14 protein-coding genes and 1 pseudogene are annotated in these 15222 nt (G+C 65.1%); 9 read left to right on the forward strand and 6 right to left on the reverse strand.

Annotated elements, in window-relative coordinates; all coding sequences use genetic code 11:
• Together AC1DT7_RS19490 and AC1DT7_RS19495 are read left to right on the forward strand one after the other, a co-directional pair.
• Positions 1-321 carry a DMT family transporter gene (locus tag AC1DT7_RS19490; protein ID WP_478037846.1) on the forward strand — a complete coding sequence of 107 codons (321 nt, stop codon included), beginning with the start codon at positions 1-3 and terminating at the stop codon, positions 319-321.
• Between the two features lie 13 nt (positions 322-334).
• Positions 335-694: a TfoX/Sxy family protein gene (locus tag AC1DT7_RS19495; RefSeq protein ID WP_478037847.1), complete on the forward strand. Its 360-nt coding sequence runs from the start codon at positions 335-337 to the stop codon at positions 692-694.
• On the opposite strand, the gene AC1DT7_RS19500 is transcribed toward AC1DT7_RS19495, so the two are convergent.
• The 3 genes from AC1DT7_RS19500 to AC1DT7_RS19510 form a co-directional block, all read right to left on the reverse strand.
• Positions 618-1331 (reverse strand): hypothetical protein, encoded by a 714-nt coding sequence (locus AC1DT7_RS19500; protein ID WP_478037848.1) that lies wholly within the window; start codon positions 1329-1331, stop codon positions 618-620. The genes AC1DT7_RS19495 and AC1DT7_RS19500 overlap by 77 nt on opposite strands.
• A 7-nt stretch (positions 1332-1338) precedes the next feature.
• Positions 1339-1896: an inorganic diphosphatase gene (gene ppa, locus AC1DT7_RS19505; RefSeq protein WP_332720344.1), complete on the reverse strand. Its 558-nt coding sequence runs from the start codon at positions 1894-1896 to the stop codon at positions 1339-1341.
• A gap of 97 nt (positions 1897-1993) precedes the next feature.
• On the reverse strand, positions 1994-3901 hold the full coding sequence (locus AC1DT7_RS19510) for a M61 family metallopeptidase (protein WP_478037849.1): 1908 nt from the start codon (positions 3899-3901) through the stop codon (positions 1994-1996).
• A gap of 706 nt (positions 3902-4607) precedes the next feature.
• On the opposite strand from AC1DT7_RS19510, the gene AC1DT7_RS19515 reads away from it, so the two are divergent.
• Positions 4608-4826, forward strand: a complete 219-nt coding sequence (locus AC1DT7_RS19515) for a hypothetical protein (protein ID WP_478037850.1) — start codon at positions 4608-4610, stop codon at positions 4824-4826.
• Positions 4827-4977: 151 nt separating this feature from the next.
• Here the strand turns inward: AC1DT7_RS19515 and bdcA are convergent, their stop codons facing one another.
• Positions 4978-5691: an SDR family oxidoreductase gene (gene bdcA / locus AC1DT7_RS19520; protein WP_478037851.1), complete on the reverse strand. Its 714-nt coding sequence runs from the start codon at positions 5689-5691 to the stop codon at positions 4978-4980.
• A 75-nt stretch (positions 5692-5766) separates the two neighbouring features.
• Between bdcA and AC1DT7_RS19525 the strand changes: the two genes are divergently transcribed.
• A complete protein-coding gene (locus tag AC1DT7_RS19525; RefSeq protein WP_478037852.1) occupies positions 5767-6357 on the forward strand; it encodes a TetR/AcrR family transcriptional regulator in 591 nt (196 codons plus the stop codon).
• 24 nt (positions 6358-6381) lie between these two features.
• On the opposite strand, the gene AC1DT7_RS19530 is transcribed toward AC1DT7_RS19525, so the two are convergent.
• Both AC1DT7_RS19530 and AC1DT7_RS19535 read right to left on the reverse strand, forming a co-directional pair.
• Entirely contained in the window at positions 6382-7398 is a 1017-nt protein-coding gene (locus tag AC1DT7_RS19530; RefSeq protein WP_478037853.1) for an enolase C-terminal domain-like protein, read from the reverse strand.
• 24 nt (positions 7399-7422) lie between these two features.
• Positions 7423-8115, reverse strand: coding sequence for a helix-turn-helix domain-containing protein (locus AC1DT7_RS19535; RefSeq protein WP_478037854.1), 693 nt, complete (start codon positions 8113-8115; stop codon positions 7423-7425).
• Positions 8116-8241: 126 nt separating this feature from the next.
• On the opposite strand from AC1DT7_RS19535, the gene AC1DT7_RS19540 reads away from it, so the two are divergent.
• From AC1DT7_RS19540 to AC1DT7_RS19560, 5 genes and pseudogenes are all read left to right on the forward strand, one after another.
• Complete coding sequence (locus AC1DT7_RS19540) at positions 8242-10575, forward strand: TonB-dependent receptor (RefSeq protein ID WP_478037855.1); 2334 nt, start codon at positions 8242-8244, stop codon at positions 10573-10575.
• A complete protein-coding gene (locus AC1DT7_RS19545; RefSeq protein WP_478037856.1) occupies positions 10575-12587 on the forward strand; it encodes a serine hydrolase domain-containing protein in 2013 nt (670 codons plus the stop codon). The genes AC1DT7_RS19540 and AC1DT7_RS19545 overlap by 1 nt, the downstream gene beginning before the upstream one ends.
• Before the next feature lie 2 nt (positions 12588-12589).
• Complete coding sequence (locus AC1DT7_RS19550) at positions 12590-13912, forward strand: peptide MFS transporter (RefSeq protein ID WP_478037857.1); 1323 nt, start codon at positions 12590-12592, stop codon at positions 13910-13912.
• Positions 13913-13991: 79 nt separating this feature from the next.
• Entirely contained in the window at positions 13992-14480 is a 489-nt protein-coding gene (locus tag AC1DT7_RS19555; protein ID WP_478037858.1) for a methylated-DNA--[protein]-cysteine S-methyltransferase, read from the forward strand.
• Positions 14477-15165, forward strand: a pseudogene (locus AC1DT7_RS19560) (2OG-Fe(II) oxygenase). The gene AC1DT7_RS19555 and the pseudogene AC1DT7_RS19560 overlap by 4 nt, the downstream one beginning before the upstream one ends.
• Positions 15166-15222 lie beyond the last annotated feature (57 nt).

A 15222-nucleotide genomic window follows, 5' to 3' on the forward strand; every position in this document is an offset into this window, starting at 1 on the left:
ATGGCCTGGATACTGCTGGCGATCGGTGGCCTGTTCGAGATCGGCTTCACCACCTGTCTTCGCCATGTCGACGGTTTCCGGAACCTGCCATGGACGCTTGGTTTCCTGGCCTCGGTCGCATTGTCGATGGCGCTGCTGGAGGTCGCGGCACGGTCGATCCCGATGGGCACGGCCTATATCATATGGGGTGGCATCGGTGCCCTGGGGACGGTGATCGTCGGCATCGCCTGGTATGGCGAGTCGGCTGGGCTGGTGCGGCTGCTGCTGATGCTCGGCGTCGTCATCTGCATCGCAGGGCTAAAGCTTACGGCGCAAAGCTGAAGGGAGAGGGCTGATGGCATTCGACCAGGGATTGGTCGACTGGATCGCCGAGGCGATGGAGCCGGTCGGTATCGTGACGATGCGCAAGATGATGGGCGGCGCGACGCTCTATTGCGATGGCACCATCTTCGCGATCGTCTCCGGTGAGGGGGCATGGTTCAAATCCGATTCGGTCAGCGATGCGGAATGGGATGCCGCCGGCTGCGAGCGTTTCTCTTATGAGATGAGCGAGGGCCGGGTTGAATCGATGAACTACCGCCGCGCGCCCGACGAGGTCTATGACGACGCCGACGAGCTCAGGCGCTGGGCGTCGCTCGGCCTGGCGGCGGGACAGCGCGCGCCGCGAAAAGCGAAGGCCAGAAAGAAGCGATAAGCGCAGCGACCAGCAGGGTGACCCAGGCCAGCAGGAATCCGCTCATCATCCAGCTGCTCGGCATCACGAGCAGCCCGGTAAGGGCGAGGAACCCGCCCAGCGCGATGACGCCGGCAGAGAGGCGCGGCAACCAGCGGCCATGGACGAGAATCTCGGCGATGCCGATCGTGCCAAGCGCCAGCAGCGCGAACTTCACATGAACCGGCCACCACAGCATGTCGAGCAGCGCCGGCGTGCCAGGCAGGTCGCGCAGGATCGCGTACATCAGCGCCCCTTCCATCTGGTCGCCGAGCGCCGCGATCAGGAGGATGACGATGAGCGCGCGTTTGATCCAGCTTTGTGCGTCGATGGCGACCACGGCAAGCATGAGGAACGCGGTGTAGAAGGGGATGAAGCCGAGCGCATCGAGCAGCAGCCCCGCCTTCTGCGCCGCGACCAGCGTCGAGGTGCACGGCTCGCTGCCGAACAGCGCCACCACATCGGCCGGCGTGCGGGCGAATTCGAAAGCGATGATCGGGCCGAGGCCGCCATCGGGGCCGCAGGTGGCCATGCCCGGGATACGCCCGAACGACGAGGAGCAGATGAACGCGACGATCCCCGCCGCTGCACATCCCCTCCAGGCCGTCCGGGGCATCATCCGGCCATCATGCCTTCTTGGTCTTCTTCGCCTTCTTGGCGGCCTTCGCCGCGGCGATCGCTTCGATCACGATGCGCTTGGCTTCCTCGGCATCGCCCCACTGGCCGATGCGAACCCACTTCTCCGACTCCAGGTCCTTGTAGTGCTTGAAGAAATGCTCGATCTGCTGGAGCACGATCGAGGGCAGATCGCCGCGCTCGCCCACATCCGAATAATAAGGGAAGGTGGTGTCGACCGGCACGCAGACCAGTTTCTCGTCGCCGCCGGCCTCATCCTCGAGCTTCAGGACGCCGATGGGCCGGGCGCGTACGACACAGCCGGGCACGAAGGGCGAGCGCGCAACGACCAGCGCGTCGAGCGGATCGCCGTCGGGCGATAGGGTGTGCGGCACGAAGCCGTAATTGGCCGGATAGCGCATCGGCGTGTGGAGGATGCGGTCCACGAACAGGGCGCCCGACTTCTTGTCGAACTCATATTTCACCGGTTCGCCGCCGACCGGCACCTCGATGATGACGTTGAGGCTGTTGGGGGGATCGTCGCCGATCGAGATCAAATCGATGTTCATATCTGTCCTGGGCTTTCATGGCCGTCCGCCCGCGCCCGCCGGGGCGCGAAAGCCCCCGGCAAGCCCGGATCGAGCGGTGTAGGGGTGCCCCTCTCCTTTATTTGGCCGTCAGCAGCTTATCGAGGCCACCCTCGCCGTTGCCGATCTTTTCGAGGCGCGGATAGCGCAGGCCGCCATGATAGTCGATGCTCACTGGAGCGATGCGGTCATTTGCCTTGACCAGCAGCACGATCGGCTCCTTGCCGGTCCTGGCCGCGGTGATCGCATCCTTGATCGCCTGGGCCGACCAGGCCTGGCCGTTGACCGCGACGATCGTGTCGCTGACCGTCAATCCGGCCTTGAACGCGGGGCTGTCCCAGATCACGCCTGTGACCGCGCCTTCGTTGCTGAGCGCGATGCCGAGCGAATAGCTGAGGTCGGTGCGCTTGCCCGTCGTCTCGGACTGCTTGAACGACGGCGTAGGCTCATCGGTGTAGATCAGCTTGTAGCCATTGTTGATGAAGCCCTGCAGCGGCGCAGGCTGGCCCGTCTCGGTGATGCGCTTCTTCAGGAAGCCGGCCCAGTCATAGGGCTGGATGCTGTTGAGCGTCGCCGCGACGTCGTCGAACGTATAGGTCACCTGGCCGAAATCGCCGTCGGTGCCGCGAAAGAAGGTGCCGGCGAAATCGTCGATCGACTTGGTCCCGCCCGACTGCTTGCGCAGGATCGAATCGACCTCCATCCAGATCAGCAGGCCCTCATTGTAATAATCCTCCGACCGCTGGTTGCTCAGCCAGCCCTTGGGCCGGCGCTGCGAGATGACCGGATCGTTGGTCGTGTCGACCATGTTGCGCCAGTTGCGCGCGGGACGATTGTCGAGCGCCGCCATGATCGAGGCATACATGTCGAGCGTGTCCTGCTTCGACACCAGGCCAGAGCGCGCCTGCAGCACATAGCCCCAGAACTGGGTCTGTCCTTCATAGACCCATAGCAGGGAGCCGCGCATCGGGGTGCGGTAGTCGGGCGTCCATAGATCGGCACCGCGGCGGTATTTGCCGTCCCAGCTATGGGTATATTCGTGCGGCAGCAGGTTGCGCGATCCGGGGCCGTCCTTCCATTTCAGGAAATAGCCGAGCTTCACCCCGTCCTCGGAACTGCGATGGTGCTCCAGGCCGATGCCGCCCATCTGGTCCGACAGCGACAGCAGGAATTCGTATTTGTCGTAATGCTGCGATCCGAACAGCTTCACTGCCTGGTCGACCAGCGCCTTGTGCGCATCGATCTGCTCGGGCGTCGCCGCAAGCTCGGCGGCGTTGTCGGCATAGACGTTCAGGTTGACGCGCGGGCTGAGCGGCCATTGCTTGTAATAGCGGCCGGCGAGGACCGGACTGTCGACCAGGACTTCGTAATTGGTGGGCTCATAGGTGTAGGTCGATCCGACCGCCCTGGACGGCAGGCCAGACGAGGCATGCCAGCCCTCCGGATATTTCACCGTCGCCTTTACCGGGATCTGCCGGGTGAAATAACCGGCGGGATAAAGGCTCATCGAGTTGAACTGCAGGCGCAGCATGTCGGGCGAGGCGACGATCGATCCCTGGTCGCTCGCGGTGGAGGACGCGAACTTCAGGCCGATGTCGAGCGTCTTCACGCCCGACGGCACGTCGATATGATAGGCGAACACGTCGACCGGGTCGCGCGTCCAATGGATTTCCTTGCCGTTGCCCATGATGTGCAGATCGACGACCTTGTCGAGCTCGCCGCGCGGCGAATGCGCGCCGGGCAGCCATTTCGGGAAGAGCAGGACCATATGGCCCGACCTGGCGACGGGCAGGGTCTCTTTGGTCGTGAAGATGCCGCGCTTCGTGTCGGTCGCGTCCACCTCCAGCGCCATCGTGCCCGGATAGGGAATGTCGCGGGCATCGGGGATGGTGTTCACATAGGGCACCGGCTGCGGCTTCGAATTCTCGGCGAAAGCAGGGATGGCGGCCGACGCGAGCAGGGACACGAAAAATACGCCACGGATCATCAAGGAAAGCCTTTCGGCAAGAGAGGAGATGCGGTGGCTTAATGGGGCAAGGCGGCGCGAGTCCAGCGCCCGGCATCGACGTTGAGGGCAATTTCGATAGTGTTCACAGCCCCGCCCGAAACGGGCGCAATTTTGTACGGCCAACAACCTGTTGCGTGATATTTTCAATGGCGGGCGAGGGCTCTCCACCAAGAGTAAAGGCCAAGAAATTCTGTCGGATTTCGCGTCACTGTGTCGCCACCCGTCCAGTAATCGTCGATTTATGCGAGGCGATTGCCTGTGGGGCGAAATTCGACGCTTCTTGGAGGTCGTCGTCGTTTTATTGAATAGGCCGATCCGGGCGCGCTGGAGTACTTCGCCTGGATGGCGCGGTCCGGTGACACGGATTTTCAGTTTATTGCAGATTTTCTTGCTGCATTTTGCAGGGGGTATCATTTTTTCATCGGGCTTTATTGTGGCCGAAAATATAATATTGTGCATGCCGGCTTCCATCGCGCGGAGGGGGCGGCGATACGAGCATGATCGCCGCGCCTGTTGAATCGCCAGCGTGCGTCGGTGAGCGCAGACCGGAGGAGCCGACACGGCGCGCATGGCCGACTCATCGGCCGGCTGCCGCTGGAATCCTGAATACGGTCTTCACCCATTTTTGTCGGGAACTTCCGGCCGTCTCGATCCTTTGCGCTCAAAACCAAAATAGGGTCGCCGGGTGGGAAGCAAGTTCGGGAGTGCGGATTCTGCCGCCTATATCATTGCTGTGCACGGGCGTGATGCAGCGAAGCACGTGCTCGATATGGCCTGGGCCGCGATCGAGGCGGATGCCGGACCCGATCCCGACGTGATCGGCCGGTTCGCCCGGCTGATGCGCGAGATCGAGGCGAGCCAGCGCCAGCAGATCAACCAGGTGGCGGCACGCTATTCAGCCTGAGGATCGATAGCGTCCCGATCGGCCCGCAGGGCAAAGGCTGGCACCTGCGACGTTCGGCGATGAGTTCGATCAGCGGATTGCGGCGGGCCCGTTCGCATGCCTGCAGAGAGCGGATCGTCCCGGAGCAAAGCAGCCCCGGGACGCTCTTCACCTAGGCCCCGAACGCGCCGTCGATCGTGTGCATCGCGCCTGTCACGAATCCTGCCTCAGGCCCGGCCAGCCATGCCACCATGCCCGCCACCTCTGCGGGGCGTCCGTGGCGCTTGATGGCCATGAAGCTGTGCATCAGGTCCTTCATCGGGCCGTCCGCCGGGTTCGCGTCCGTATCGATCGGCCCGGGCTGCACGATGTTGATCGTGATGCCGCGCGGCCCGAAATCCCGTGCGAGGCCACGTGCCAACCCTTGCAAGGCCGACTTGCTCAGCGCGTAGGACGCCATGCCCGGGACGGGCATCCGGTCGCCGTTCACCGAACCGATCACGATGATCCGTCCGCCGTCCGGCATCTGCCGGGCCGCTTCGACGGACGCATGATAAGGAGCATGGACGTTGACCCGGAACAGCCGGTCGATCTCGTCCGGGTCCTGCTCGAGGGCATCGCCGAAGATGGCGAAGCCGGAATTGACCACCAGCACGTCCAGCGGCCCGCTGTCGCGCACCCGAGCGATCACCGCGTCGCGGTCGGCACTGTCGGTCTGGACCGCGTTGCTGCCCGTCTCGGCCGCCAGTTGCTCCGCCGCCTCGCGCGACCCTGCATAGGTGAAGGTCACTGCGGCCCCCTCGGTCGCGAAGCGCCGCACGATCGCGGCGCCGATCCCCCGGCTGCCGCCGAGCACGAGAACGGATTTTCCTTGAAACATGGCCATCGGGGCCTCCTTGAGGTTTAATGTAGGACGCGCTACATAAAAGCTCGAACGGCTGGGTCAAGGGTTTGTGTAACAGTGACTACAAATATATCACGTCCACGAGGACGCCCCCGGCGCTTCGATCCGGACGAGGCGGTCGCCATCGCTGAGCATCTCTTCCACGCTCGCGGATATGATGCCGTCAGCGTCGCCGACGTCACCGAAGCGCTGGGTATCAACCCGCCAAGCTTCTATGCTGCCTTTGGCAACAAGGCCGGCCTTTACACCCGTGTTCTCGACCATTGGGCCGAGACCAGGGCCATTCCCCTCAACGATATCCTGCGCCCCGACCGCCCCGTCGCCGAAGCCCTTTCCGCCTTGCTGGAGGAGGCCGCCCGACATTATGTCGCCGATCCCGCTGCCGGCGGCTGCCTCGTGCTGGAAGGCACGCGCTGCAACGATGAACAGGCGCGTGAGGCGGCCCGCGCGTTCAACCTCGCCGCGGAGGAGGCGATCCGGCAGTATATCGCTGCCCGCCATCCGAAAGAGGCCGATCGCCTGGCGGATTTCGTCAGCACGGCGATGTCCGGCCTCTCCGCCAAGGCCAGGAACGGGCATGGCCTGGACCAGCTGCTGGCCACGGCCCGTCTCGCCGGCCTGGCCATCGCCCAGGCCCTCCCCGCCTGAACGCCGAACCGGGCGCCGCCTCCCTCAGTCGGCGCCCCACAGGCGCGACGGGACCATGATCTCCCCATCCTCGTAAAGGCTGGCGGCGAGCGGATCGTCGGCGAGGAACCAGGGGCCGTCGAGATCGACCACGTCGCAGAGCTGGGCCAGCACGAAGGCGGGCGCGGTCGACAGCGTCGCGCCGGCCATGTTGCCGACCATCACCTCGAGCCCGAGCCGGCGGGCGTGATCGGCCATCATCAGCGCCTCGGTAAGGCCGCCGCATTTGTCGAGCTTGATATTGACGACCTGGAAGCGGGTGCGGTGCTCGTCGATCTCGGCCAGGCACAGGACGCTTTCGTCGGCGGCGACCGGGATGGGGGAGCGCCAGCCATCGAGCAGCGCCTCGGCGCCGCGGCGGACCGGCTGTTCGAGCAGCGCGACCTTGTTGTCGACCAGCATCGCGACGAGCCCGTCGAGATCGTCGCCGCCATAGCCCTGGTTCGCATCGACCCCGAGCCAGACATGCGGGCGCGCCCTGCGCACCGCGCGGACACGCTCGGTATCCGCGGCGAGATCGCCTTCCAGCTTGAGCTTGATCGCGCGCGGCGTCGGCAATGCCGCGAGGCGCCTCAGGATCTCGGCAGGGTCTTCGGCGGGAAGGGTGAAGGTGGTGACGAGGGGTTTGGGCGGGCCGACACCGGCGAGTTTCCATACCGGGACGCCCGCACGGAGCGATTCGAGTTCCCACAGGGCGCAATCGAGCGCGTTGCGCGCGCCGCCCGGCGGCAGCAGGTCGCGCAGGCCCTCGCGATCGATGCCCGCCTCGATCGCGTCGCGGCAGCGCTCGATCTCGCTCTCCATATGGTCGGGGCCATCGTCGAGATAATAGACCCCGGCTGCCTCGCCCCGCCCGGCGTGGGTGCCGTCCGACAGTGTCGCGATCACCGCCGGCATCGATTCGAACAGATAGCCGGAAATGCGGAAAGGCTCGCGCATCAGCATCGCGTCGCAGCGATGGGTGAGCGTGAGTGGGCGGATTGCTGTGGCCGGGCTGTCCATGGCCGTCACATCACATGGATCGGCTCACGTTTCAATATAAGAAACAATGTTCTCCGATGGCGAACCGTCCTCGTTGGAGGAGACGAGATCCCAGCTTTTTCCGGCCGACTGTGCAACACGTTGCATGCCGGCCCCTGCACAGACAGCGAGCACACGGCACGGTCCGTCGCTGACGCGGGCATAGCCATGCGCCATACCCGAATCGAAATAGATCGAATCGCCCTGGTTGAGCAGCAGCGGCGCATAAAGATCGGAATGCAGCTCCATCGCGCCTTCGAGGATATAGAGATATTCCTCGCCCGAATGGCGGACCAGCCCGCCAAGCTCGTCGATGCTGCGCGCCTTCACCTCGATGATGATCGGCACCATCATCTTTCCCAGCAGGTCGGCGGCCGGATAATGATGGGTGTGGCGTTCCGAGCTGGCTTCGGGCCATTTCCCAGCGCGTTGCACGCTGCGGCGGCCGACCGCGGCGGGTGCATGATCGGTCGGCGCGGTGCCGGCGACCAGGCTGCCCATGTCGATGCCGAGGCCCTGCGCCAGGCGCACGAGCTTGTCATAGGTCATCGCCATCTTGCCGTTCTCGAGCTTCGACAGCGTGGAGAAGGGCATGTCGAGCCGGGCGGCCAGCGCCCGGAGCGTCAGCCCCTGTTCGAGTCGCGCGGCTCGCAGCGCAAGGCCGGGGTGCGGACTGTTGGTGGTGGTTTTCTTTGCCATATGCCCTCTCCTCACGACGCTAGCGCAAAGCAGGGCGTTAGGGAATTGTCGTCCCTCAATGAGAAAATAGTTGCTATAAGTGAAACACCCGTCATGATGACCCTATATTCTGGGAAGGATTGGGCGATGACGTTTCAATCGAGGGCCCTGTGGCTGGTAGCCACGGCGGTAGTGGCATGGATCCCGGCGGCGCAGGCTGAGGAAGTGGCGCAGGGTGCCCGGGCGCCGGCAGCGGAAGACCGCGAGGGTTGGGGCGAGGATATCGTGGTGACCGCCCAGAAGCGCAGCCAGAATCTGATCGATGTGCCGCAATCCATTTCGGTCGTGTCGAGCAAGGTGCTCGAGCAACGGCATGCGACCAGCCTGGTGGATTATGCGGCCCTCGTCCCCGGGCTGAGCCTGCAACAGCAGAATGCCGGCGAAACGCGCATCATCCTTCGCGGCATCAACACCGGCGGCGCCAGCCCCACCGTTGCCGTCTATATCGACGACACCCCTTTCGGATCGAGCACGAGCCAGACCAACGCCGCGCATCTCGCCGGGGATATCGACCCGTTCGATATCGAGCGGATCGAAGTGCTGCGGGGGCCGCAGGGTACGCTCTACGGGGCGAACTCGCTGGGTGGCCTGCTCAAATATGTGACCGCCGCGCCGAAGTTCGACCGTTTCTCGGTGCGCGGCCAGGCCGGTGTCGAAACCGTCGACGGCGGCGGCACCGGCTGGTCCGGCAACGGCGTGGTCAATGTGCCGCTGAGCGATACGCTGGCCGTCCGGGTCAGCGGCTTCTATCGCAAGACGCCCGGCTATATCGATGCCGTCGGCATCCGGGACCGCGATATCAACGATTCCGCCAGCTATGGCGGCCGCGCGTCGCTGCTGTTCAAACCCAGCGACAGCTTTTCGGTTCGCCTGACCGCGATCGCGCAGAATATCCGCGCGCATGGCCGCGATGCCGTCGATGCCGACCCGCAGACGCTCACGCCGATCACCGCCGATCCGTTCACGGGTGCGCCGGGGGAGGGCCTGCTCCGGTATCAGACTCTGCGGGAGAGCAACTCGGTCGATTACCGGCTCTATTCCGGCACGCTGGAGTATGATTTCGGACCGGTCAGCCTGACCTCCGTCACCAGCTACGCCACGTTGCGCCAGCACGAGGACATCGACGCGACCCCGTTGCTGGGCGACATTGGCCCGTTCTACGGGGCCACCACCCCTTATGGCACGGACCAGCCGTCCAATATCAGCCAGAAGAAGTTCGCGCAGGAAGTGCGGCTGACATCGGCCAAGTCGGATAGTTTCGAATGGTTGGTCGGCGGCTATTACACGCGCGAGCCGGGCCAGATCTACCAGCTCTACCGGCCGTTCGATCCCGCCACGGGCGCGTTCCTTCCCGAAGCCGGGACAATTCCGCAGGACCTGCTCGGGCCGGGCGTTCCTGCCGCGCCGTTTCCCTTCACGCATTTCCTGACGGCGCAGCTGGATTCGGTCTACAAGGAATATGCCGCTTTCGGCAGTGCGACCTGGCACGTCTCCCGGGCGTTCGATATCACGGGCGGCGTCCGGTACAGCCACAACGAGCAGCGGACGACCCAGAGCCTGGGCGGCGGATTCGTCGTGGTACAGGGCGCTGACGGGACGCTGCTCGGCAAGTCGTCCGAAGGCGTGTGGACCTGGTCGGTCTCGCCCCGGTACGAGATCAACGACCGGGTCGCGGTCTATGCGCGCGTCGCCAAGGGATATCGGCCGGGTGGGCCCAATGTCGTTCCGCCCGGGGCACCTGCGGATTATCCGGCGCAGTTCAGGGCCGATACGCTGATCAGCTATGAGGCCGGCGTGCGCGCGGAAACGGCCGACCGTACGTTCGGCATCGATGCCTCGGTCTATTATCTCGACTGGAAGGACACCCAGATCACGACCACCTTCGAGACAGCGATCGGCCCGGTGACGGCGGACGGGAATGGCGAAGGGGCAAAGAGCTATGGCGCGGAAGTGACCGCGACGCTCCGGCCGATCCGCGGTATGTCGGTGGTCGGTTCGGTCGCCTACAACCATACCGAGCTCAAGGGGAATATCCTGGTGGGCGGATCGGACGGCGACCAGCTTCCCTACGCGCCGCGCTGGAATGCCAGTGTGTCGGCCGACTATGACTGGGCGCTCAACGATCGGATGAATGCGTTCGTCGGTGGATCGATCATGCTGGTGAGCGATCGGCCCGCTGATTTCGATTCCGGCTATCAGGCCGCATTCGGGCGTCGTCTCGTGCTCGACGGCTATGACAATGTCGATCTGCGCGCCGGCATCGAGATGAAGCCGGTCACGCTGAGCGTCTACGCCAAGAACGTCACCAATTCGCGCGGACAGACCTACGCCGGTATCTATAGCGGTCGCTATGCCGGACTGATCGACCTCGCGATGATCCGGCCGCGCACCATCGGCCTCAGCCTGGGATTCGATTTCTGATGCATATTGGATTGATCGACTTCGCCACGCGCCTGCTCCGGCACGCGCTCCCGTCGCTATTGCTGGTGGCGGTGCCGATCGCGGCGCAGGCACCGACCCAGCTCGATCCCGTCAGGCCGCCCGCGTCCGAACAGCCTGCCGGCTCGACGTCCGGCGCCCCCCAGGCAGCGGGCGGCGCGGCGCTGACCGCGACCGATGTCGATGCCTGGCTCGACGGGCTGATGCCCTATGGCCTCGAATCGGGCGGGATTCCCGGGGCGGTGGTCGTGGTGGTCAAGGACGGCAAGGTCCTGACCCAGCGTGGTTTCGGCAAGGCCGATGTGAAGACGGGCAAGCCGGTCGATCCGGCGGGCACGCTGTTCAGGCCCGGCTCGATCTCGAAGCTGTTCACCTGGACGGCGGTGATGCAGCAGGTCCAGGCCGGCAAGCTCGACCTCGACAAGGACGTGAACACCTATCTCGATTTCAAGATTCCGCCCGCGTTCGGCAAGCCGATCACACTCAGGAACCTGATGACCCACACCTCGGGCTTCGAGGAGACGGCGAAATATCTGATCACGAACGACCCGGCGGCGGCCATCCCGCTCGGCGATGTGATGAAGCGCTGGATACCGCACCGCATCTATGCGCCGGGCACCACCGCCTCCTATTCCAACTATGGCGCGTCGCTGGCCGGCTATCTGGTCGAGCGGGTGTCGGGCGAGAAATTCGAGGAGTATGTGCAGCGCCACATCCTGACGCCGCTCGGCATGCGGCATTCGAGCTTCGTCCAGCCGCTGCCGGCCGCACTCGTGCCGGGCATGGCGCAAGGGTATGAGGTCGCCTCGGGCGAGCCGCAGAAGTTCGAGATCATCCCGATGGCACCGGCCGGCGCGCTGTCGGCGACGGGCGCCGACATGGCCTTGTTCATGATTGCGCATCTCGCCCAGGGCGGGCCGTTGCTCAACCCGCAGACTACCGCGCTGATGCATAAAACCGCCAACACGCCGATCCCCGGCCTGCCGGGCATGGCGCTCGGTTTCTATCATGAGGACATGAACGGGCTGAACATCGTCGGGCATGGCGGCGACACCAATTTCTTCCATTCCGACCTGCATCTCTATGTCGACAAGAATGTCGGCCTGTACGTGTCGTTCAACGCCAGTGGTAAAGCCGGGGCGGCGCATGTCCTGCGCGGCAAGCTATTTGACAGCTTCACCAACCGCTATTTTCCGGAAGCCAGGGCGCCGCTGCCGACCCTGGCCACGGCGGCCGAACATGGGCGGACGCTGGTCGGCCATTATGTCAGCAGCCGCGGGTCGCTAACCAACTGGCTGCGCATGGTGACGCTGCTCGGCGAGACGACGGTGGTGCTCAACGACGACAAGACGATCACCGTTGCCGCCCTGACCGATGCCGCCGGCACGCCGAAGCGCTGGCGCGAGGTGGCGCCGTGGCAGTGGCAGGAAGTGGGCGGCGAGGCCCGCCTCGCGGCGTTGGTCAAGGACGGCAAGGTCGTGGCGCTGTCTCCAGCCGAATTCGCGCCGATCATCCTGTTCCTGCCCGCGCCGGGCTCGCTGGATGCCGGCTGGATCATCCCGGTCCTGCTCGCGGCGCTGGCGGTGATGCTGGTGACGGCGTTGTCCTGGCCGATCGTGGCGCTGGTCCGCCGCCGCTACGGCTATCGCCCGCAGATCGCGGGGCGGCCGCTGATGCTACACCGCGCGACGCGGATCACCGCCTGGATCGCGGTGATCGTCGCGGGGGGCTGGATAGCGATGATCGGGGTGCTGAGCAGCGACCTCGGCGCGCTCGACGGGCGGCTCGATATCTGGATGCGGCTGCTGCAGCTCCTGACCCTCGCGGCCGTGGTAGGAACCGTGTTGACCGTCTGGAATGCCTGGACGATGGCGCGGAGCCCTGACCGGAAATGGCTGTCGACTGCCTGGACGGTGCTGGTTGCGGTCTCCGCGGTGCTGCTGGTCTGGTTCGCCTTCAGCCTGCGGACGATGACGCCCGGCCTGAACTTCTAGGCATGGACTCGGCGCGATCCGGCGGTTCAACGGGGGGATCGCCGGCCGGGCGGGGACGGACATTGTTCGGACACCCACCCGGCATGACCGTGCTGTTCATGACCCAGATGTGGGCCGAATTCTCCTATTTCGGCCTGCAGGCGCTGCTGGTCTATTACATGACCCAGCATCTCGACTTCAGCCAGGCCAAGTCGTCGCTGATCTACGGCACCTATGGGGCGGCTGCTTTCTTCAGCCCGTTCTTCGGCGGGATCATCGCCGACCGCTGGCTGGGCCGGAAGCGCAGCGTGGTGCTGGGCGGCGTGCTGATGATGCTCGGCCATTTCGCCATGGCGTTCGAGGCGCTGCTGTTTCCGGCGCTGGCGCTGGTCGCGATCGGCAATGGACTCTTCATCCCTCCTTTGGCCGTCCAGGTCGGCACCCTTTATGCCGACAAGGATCCGCGCCAGGCCCAGGCATTCAGCGCCTATTATATGGGGATCAACCTGGGCGGGCTGCTCGCGCCTCTGGTGTGCGGCACCCTGGGCGAAGTCTATGGCTGGCACTGGGGCTTTGCCGCCGCCGGGTTCGGCATGCTGATCGGGCTGGCGGTCTATCTCACATTCGGGAACCTGCTGCCGGCGGATCCGCCGACCCGGTCGCGGTCGCCGGGTGGTATCCCCGTCGCGCTCACCCGGCTGGAATGGGGCAATCTTCGCCTGCTGGTGGCGATCGTGGCGGTCGTCGTACTGTTCCGCATCGCCTATGAGCAGAGCGGCAATGTCATCGCGCTCTGGGTCGAGCATCAGACCGACCGGCATGTCGCATTGCTCGGGCCGGGCGTCGAGATTCCCGCGACCTGGTTCCAGTCGATCAACCCGCTGCTGATCATCCTAGCGACGCCGTTCCTGATCCGCTTCTGGGCGAAGCGGGCCGAGCGGCGCGGGCCGGCGAACCTGTTGCGGCGGATGAGCCTCGGCTGCCTGATCGCCACTTTTGCGATGATCGTGATGGTGGTTGCGGCGGCGCTGAATGCCGAGACCGGCCAGCGGGTCGGCGTCGAATGGGTCACCGCCTATTTCATTCTGCTGACGCTCGGCGAGCTGATGGTGATCCCGGTCGGCCTGACCCTGGTCGGCGCGCTGTCGCCGGTGCAGGTCGCGGCGATGGCGATGGGCGCCTGGTATATCGCGAAGTTCCTTGGCAGCCTGCTCGCCGGTGCGATGGGGGCCTGGTGGGGCGAGATTCCGGCGACTTTGTTCTTCGGTGCCGGGGCGCTCTCCGTCCTGCTCGCCGCGCTGGTGCTGTTCGTGATGAGCCGCAGGACGCCGATCGAGATCGGCTGACCTGCTTTGAAGGCAATCTCCGGGGTGTGTCGATCCGCGCGGCTGGCCATGTCATGGTCAGCAAGAACGGAGCGATGCCATGACCCATTCCTACAAGGCTTTCCCCTCGCCGGTCGGCGCGCTGACGCTCGTCGTGAGCGACAAGGGCCTATGCGCCATCCTGTGGGAGAATGACCGGCCGGGCCGGGTGCGGCTGGGCGAGATGATCGAGAATGACGACCATCCGATCCTCGCCGAGACCGCGAAGCAACTCGGGGCCTATTTCGCCGGTACGCTGACCGCCTTCACCGTGCCGCTCGATTTCGCTGGCACCGATTTCCAGAAGAGCGTGTGGCATGCGCTGCTGACCATTCCGTTCGGCGAGACGCGGAGCTATGCCGAGATCGCGCGCCAGATCGGCCGGCCGAGCGCGGTGCGCGCAGTGGGCGCGGCCAATGGCAGGAACCCGATCTCGATCATCGCGCCCTGTCACAGGGTGATCGGATCGAACGGTGCGCTGACCGGCTTTGCCGGCGGGCTAGAGGCGAAGCAATTGCTGCTCGGGCTCGAAAGCGGGCAGGCGGCGTGATCGCGATCGACCGGGAAGCGGTGCGGGCCGATCCGGACGGACAGGGCTGGGCGATGCTGCCCGGCCTGCTCCCGGCGGCCGAGTGCGGTGCGACCGCTGCGCTTTACGGGCCGGGGCCGGTGTTCCGCAGCCATGTAGTGATGGCGCGGCATGGTTTCGGCCAGGGCGAATATCGCTATTCGCCTATCCGCTGCCGCCGCTGGTCGGGAGGCTGCGCGCCGGGCTCTATCCGCAGCTCGCGCCGATCGCCAATCGCTGGAACGAGCGGATGGGCGTGGACGTGCGCTTCCCGGACGATCATGCCGCGTTCCTCGAACGATGCCATCAGGCGGGACAGGTCCGGCCGACGCCGCTGCTGCTTCGTTACGGGCCGGGCGACTATAACTGTCTGCATCAGGACCTGTATGGCGAACATGTCTTCCCGCTTCAGGTCGCGGTGCTGCTGTCGGCGCCGAACGAGGATTTCACCGGCGGCGAGTTCGTGCTGACCGAACAGCGCCCGCGCATGCAGTCGCGCGCCGAGGTGGTGCCGCTGGCGAAGGGCGATGCGGTGGTGTTCGCGGTCAACCAGCGGCCGCACCGTGGGGCGCGCGGCGACTACCGGGTGACGATGCGGCACGGCGTCAGCAGGCTTCGGTCGGGCCATCGCCATACGCTGGGGATCATCTTTCACGACGCGCACTGACGGGTGGGCCAGCCTAAACCAAGGTGTGGATTATATCGTCCGGCATGAAGCCTATCT

It is taken from the genome of Sphingomonas sp. P3_C6 (assembly GCF_056402595.1).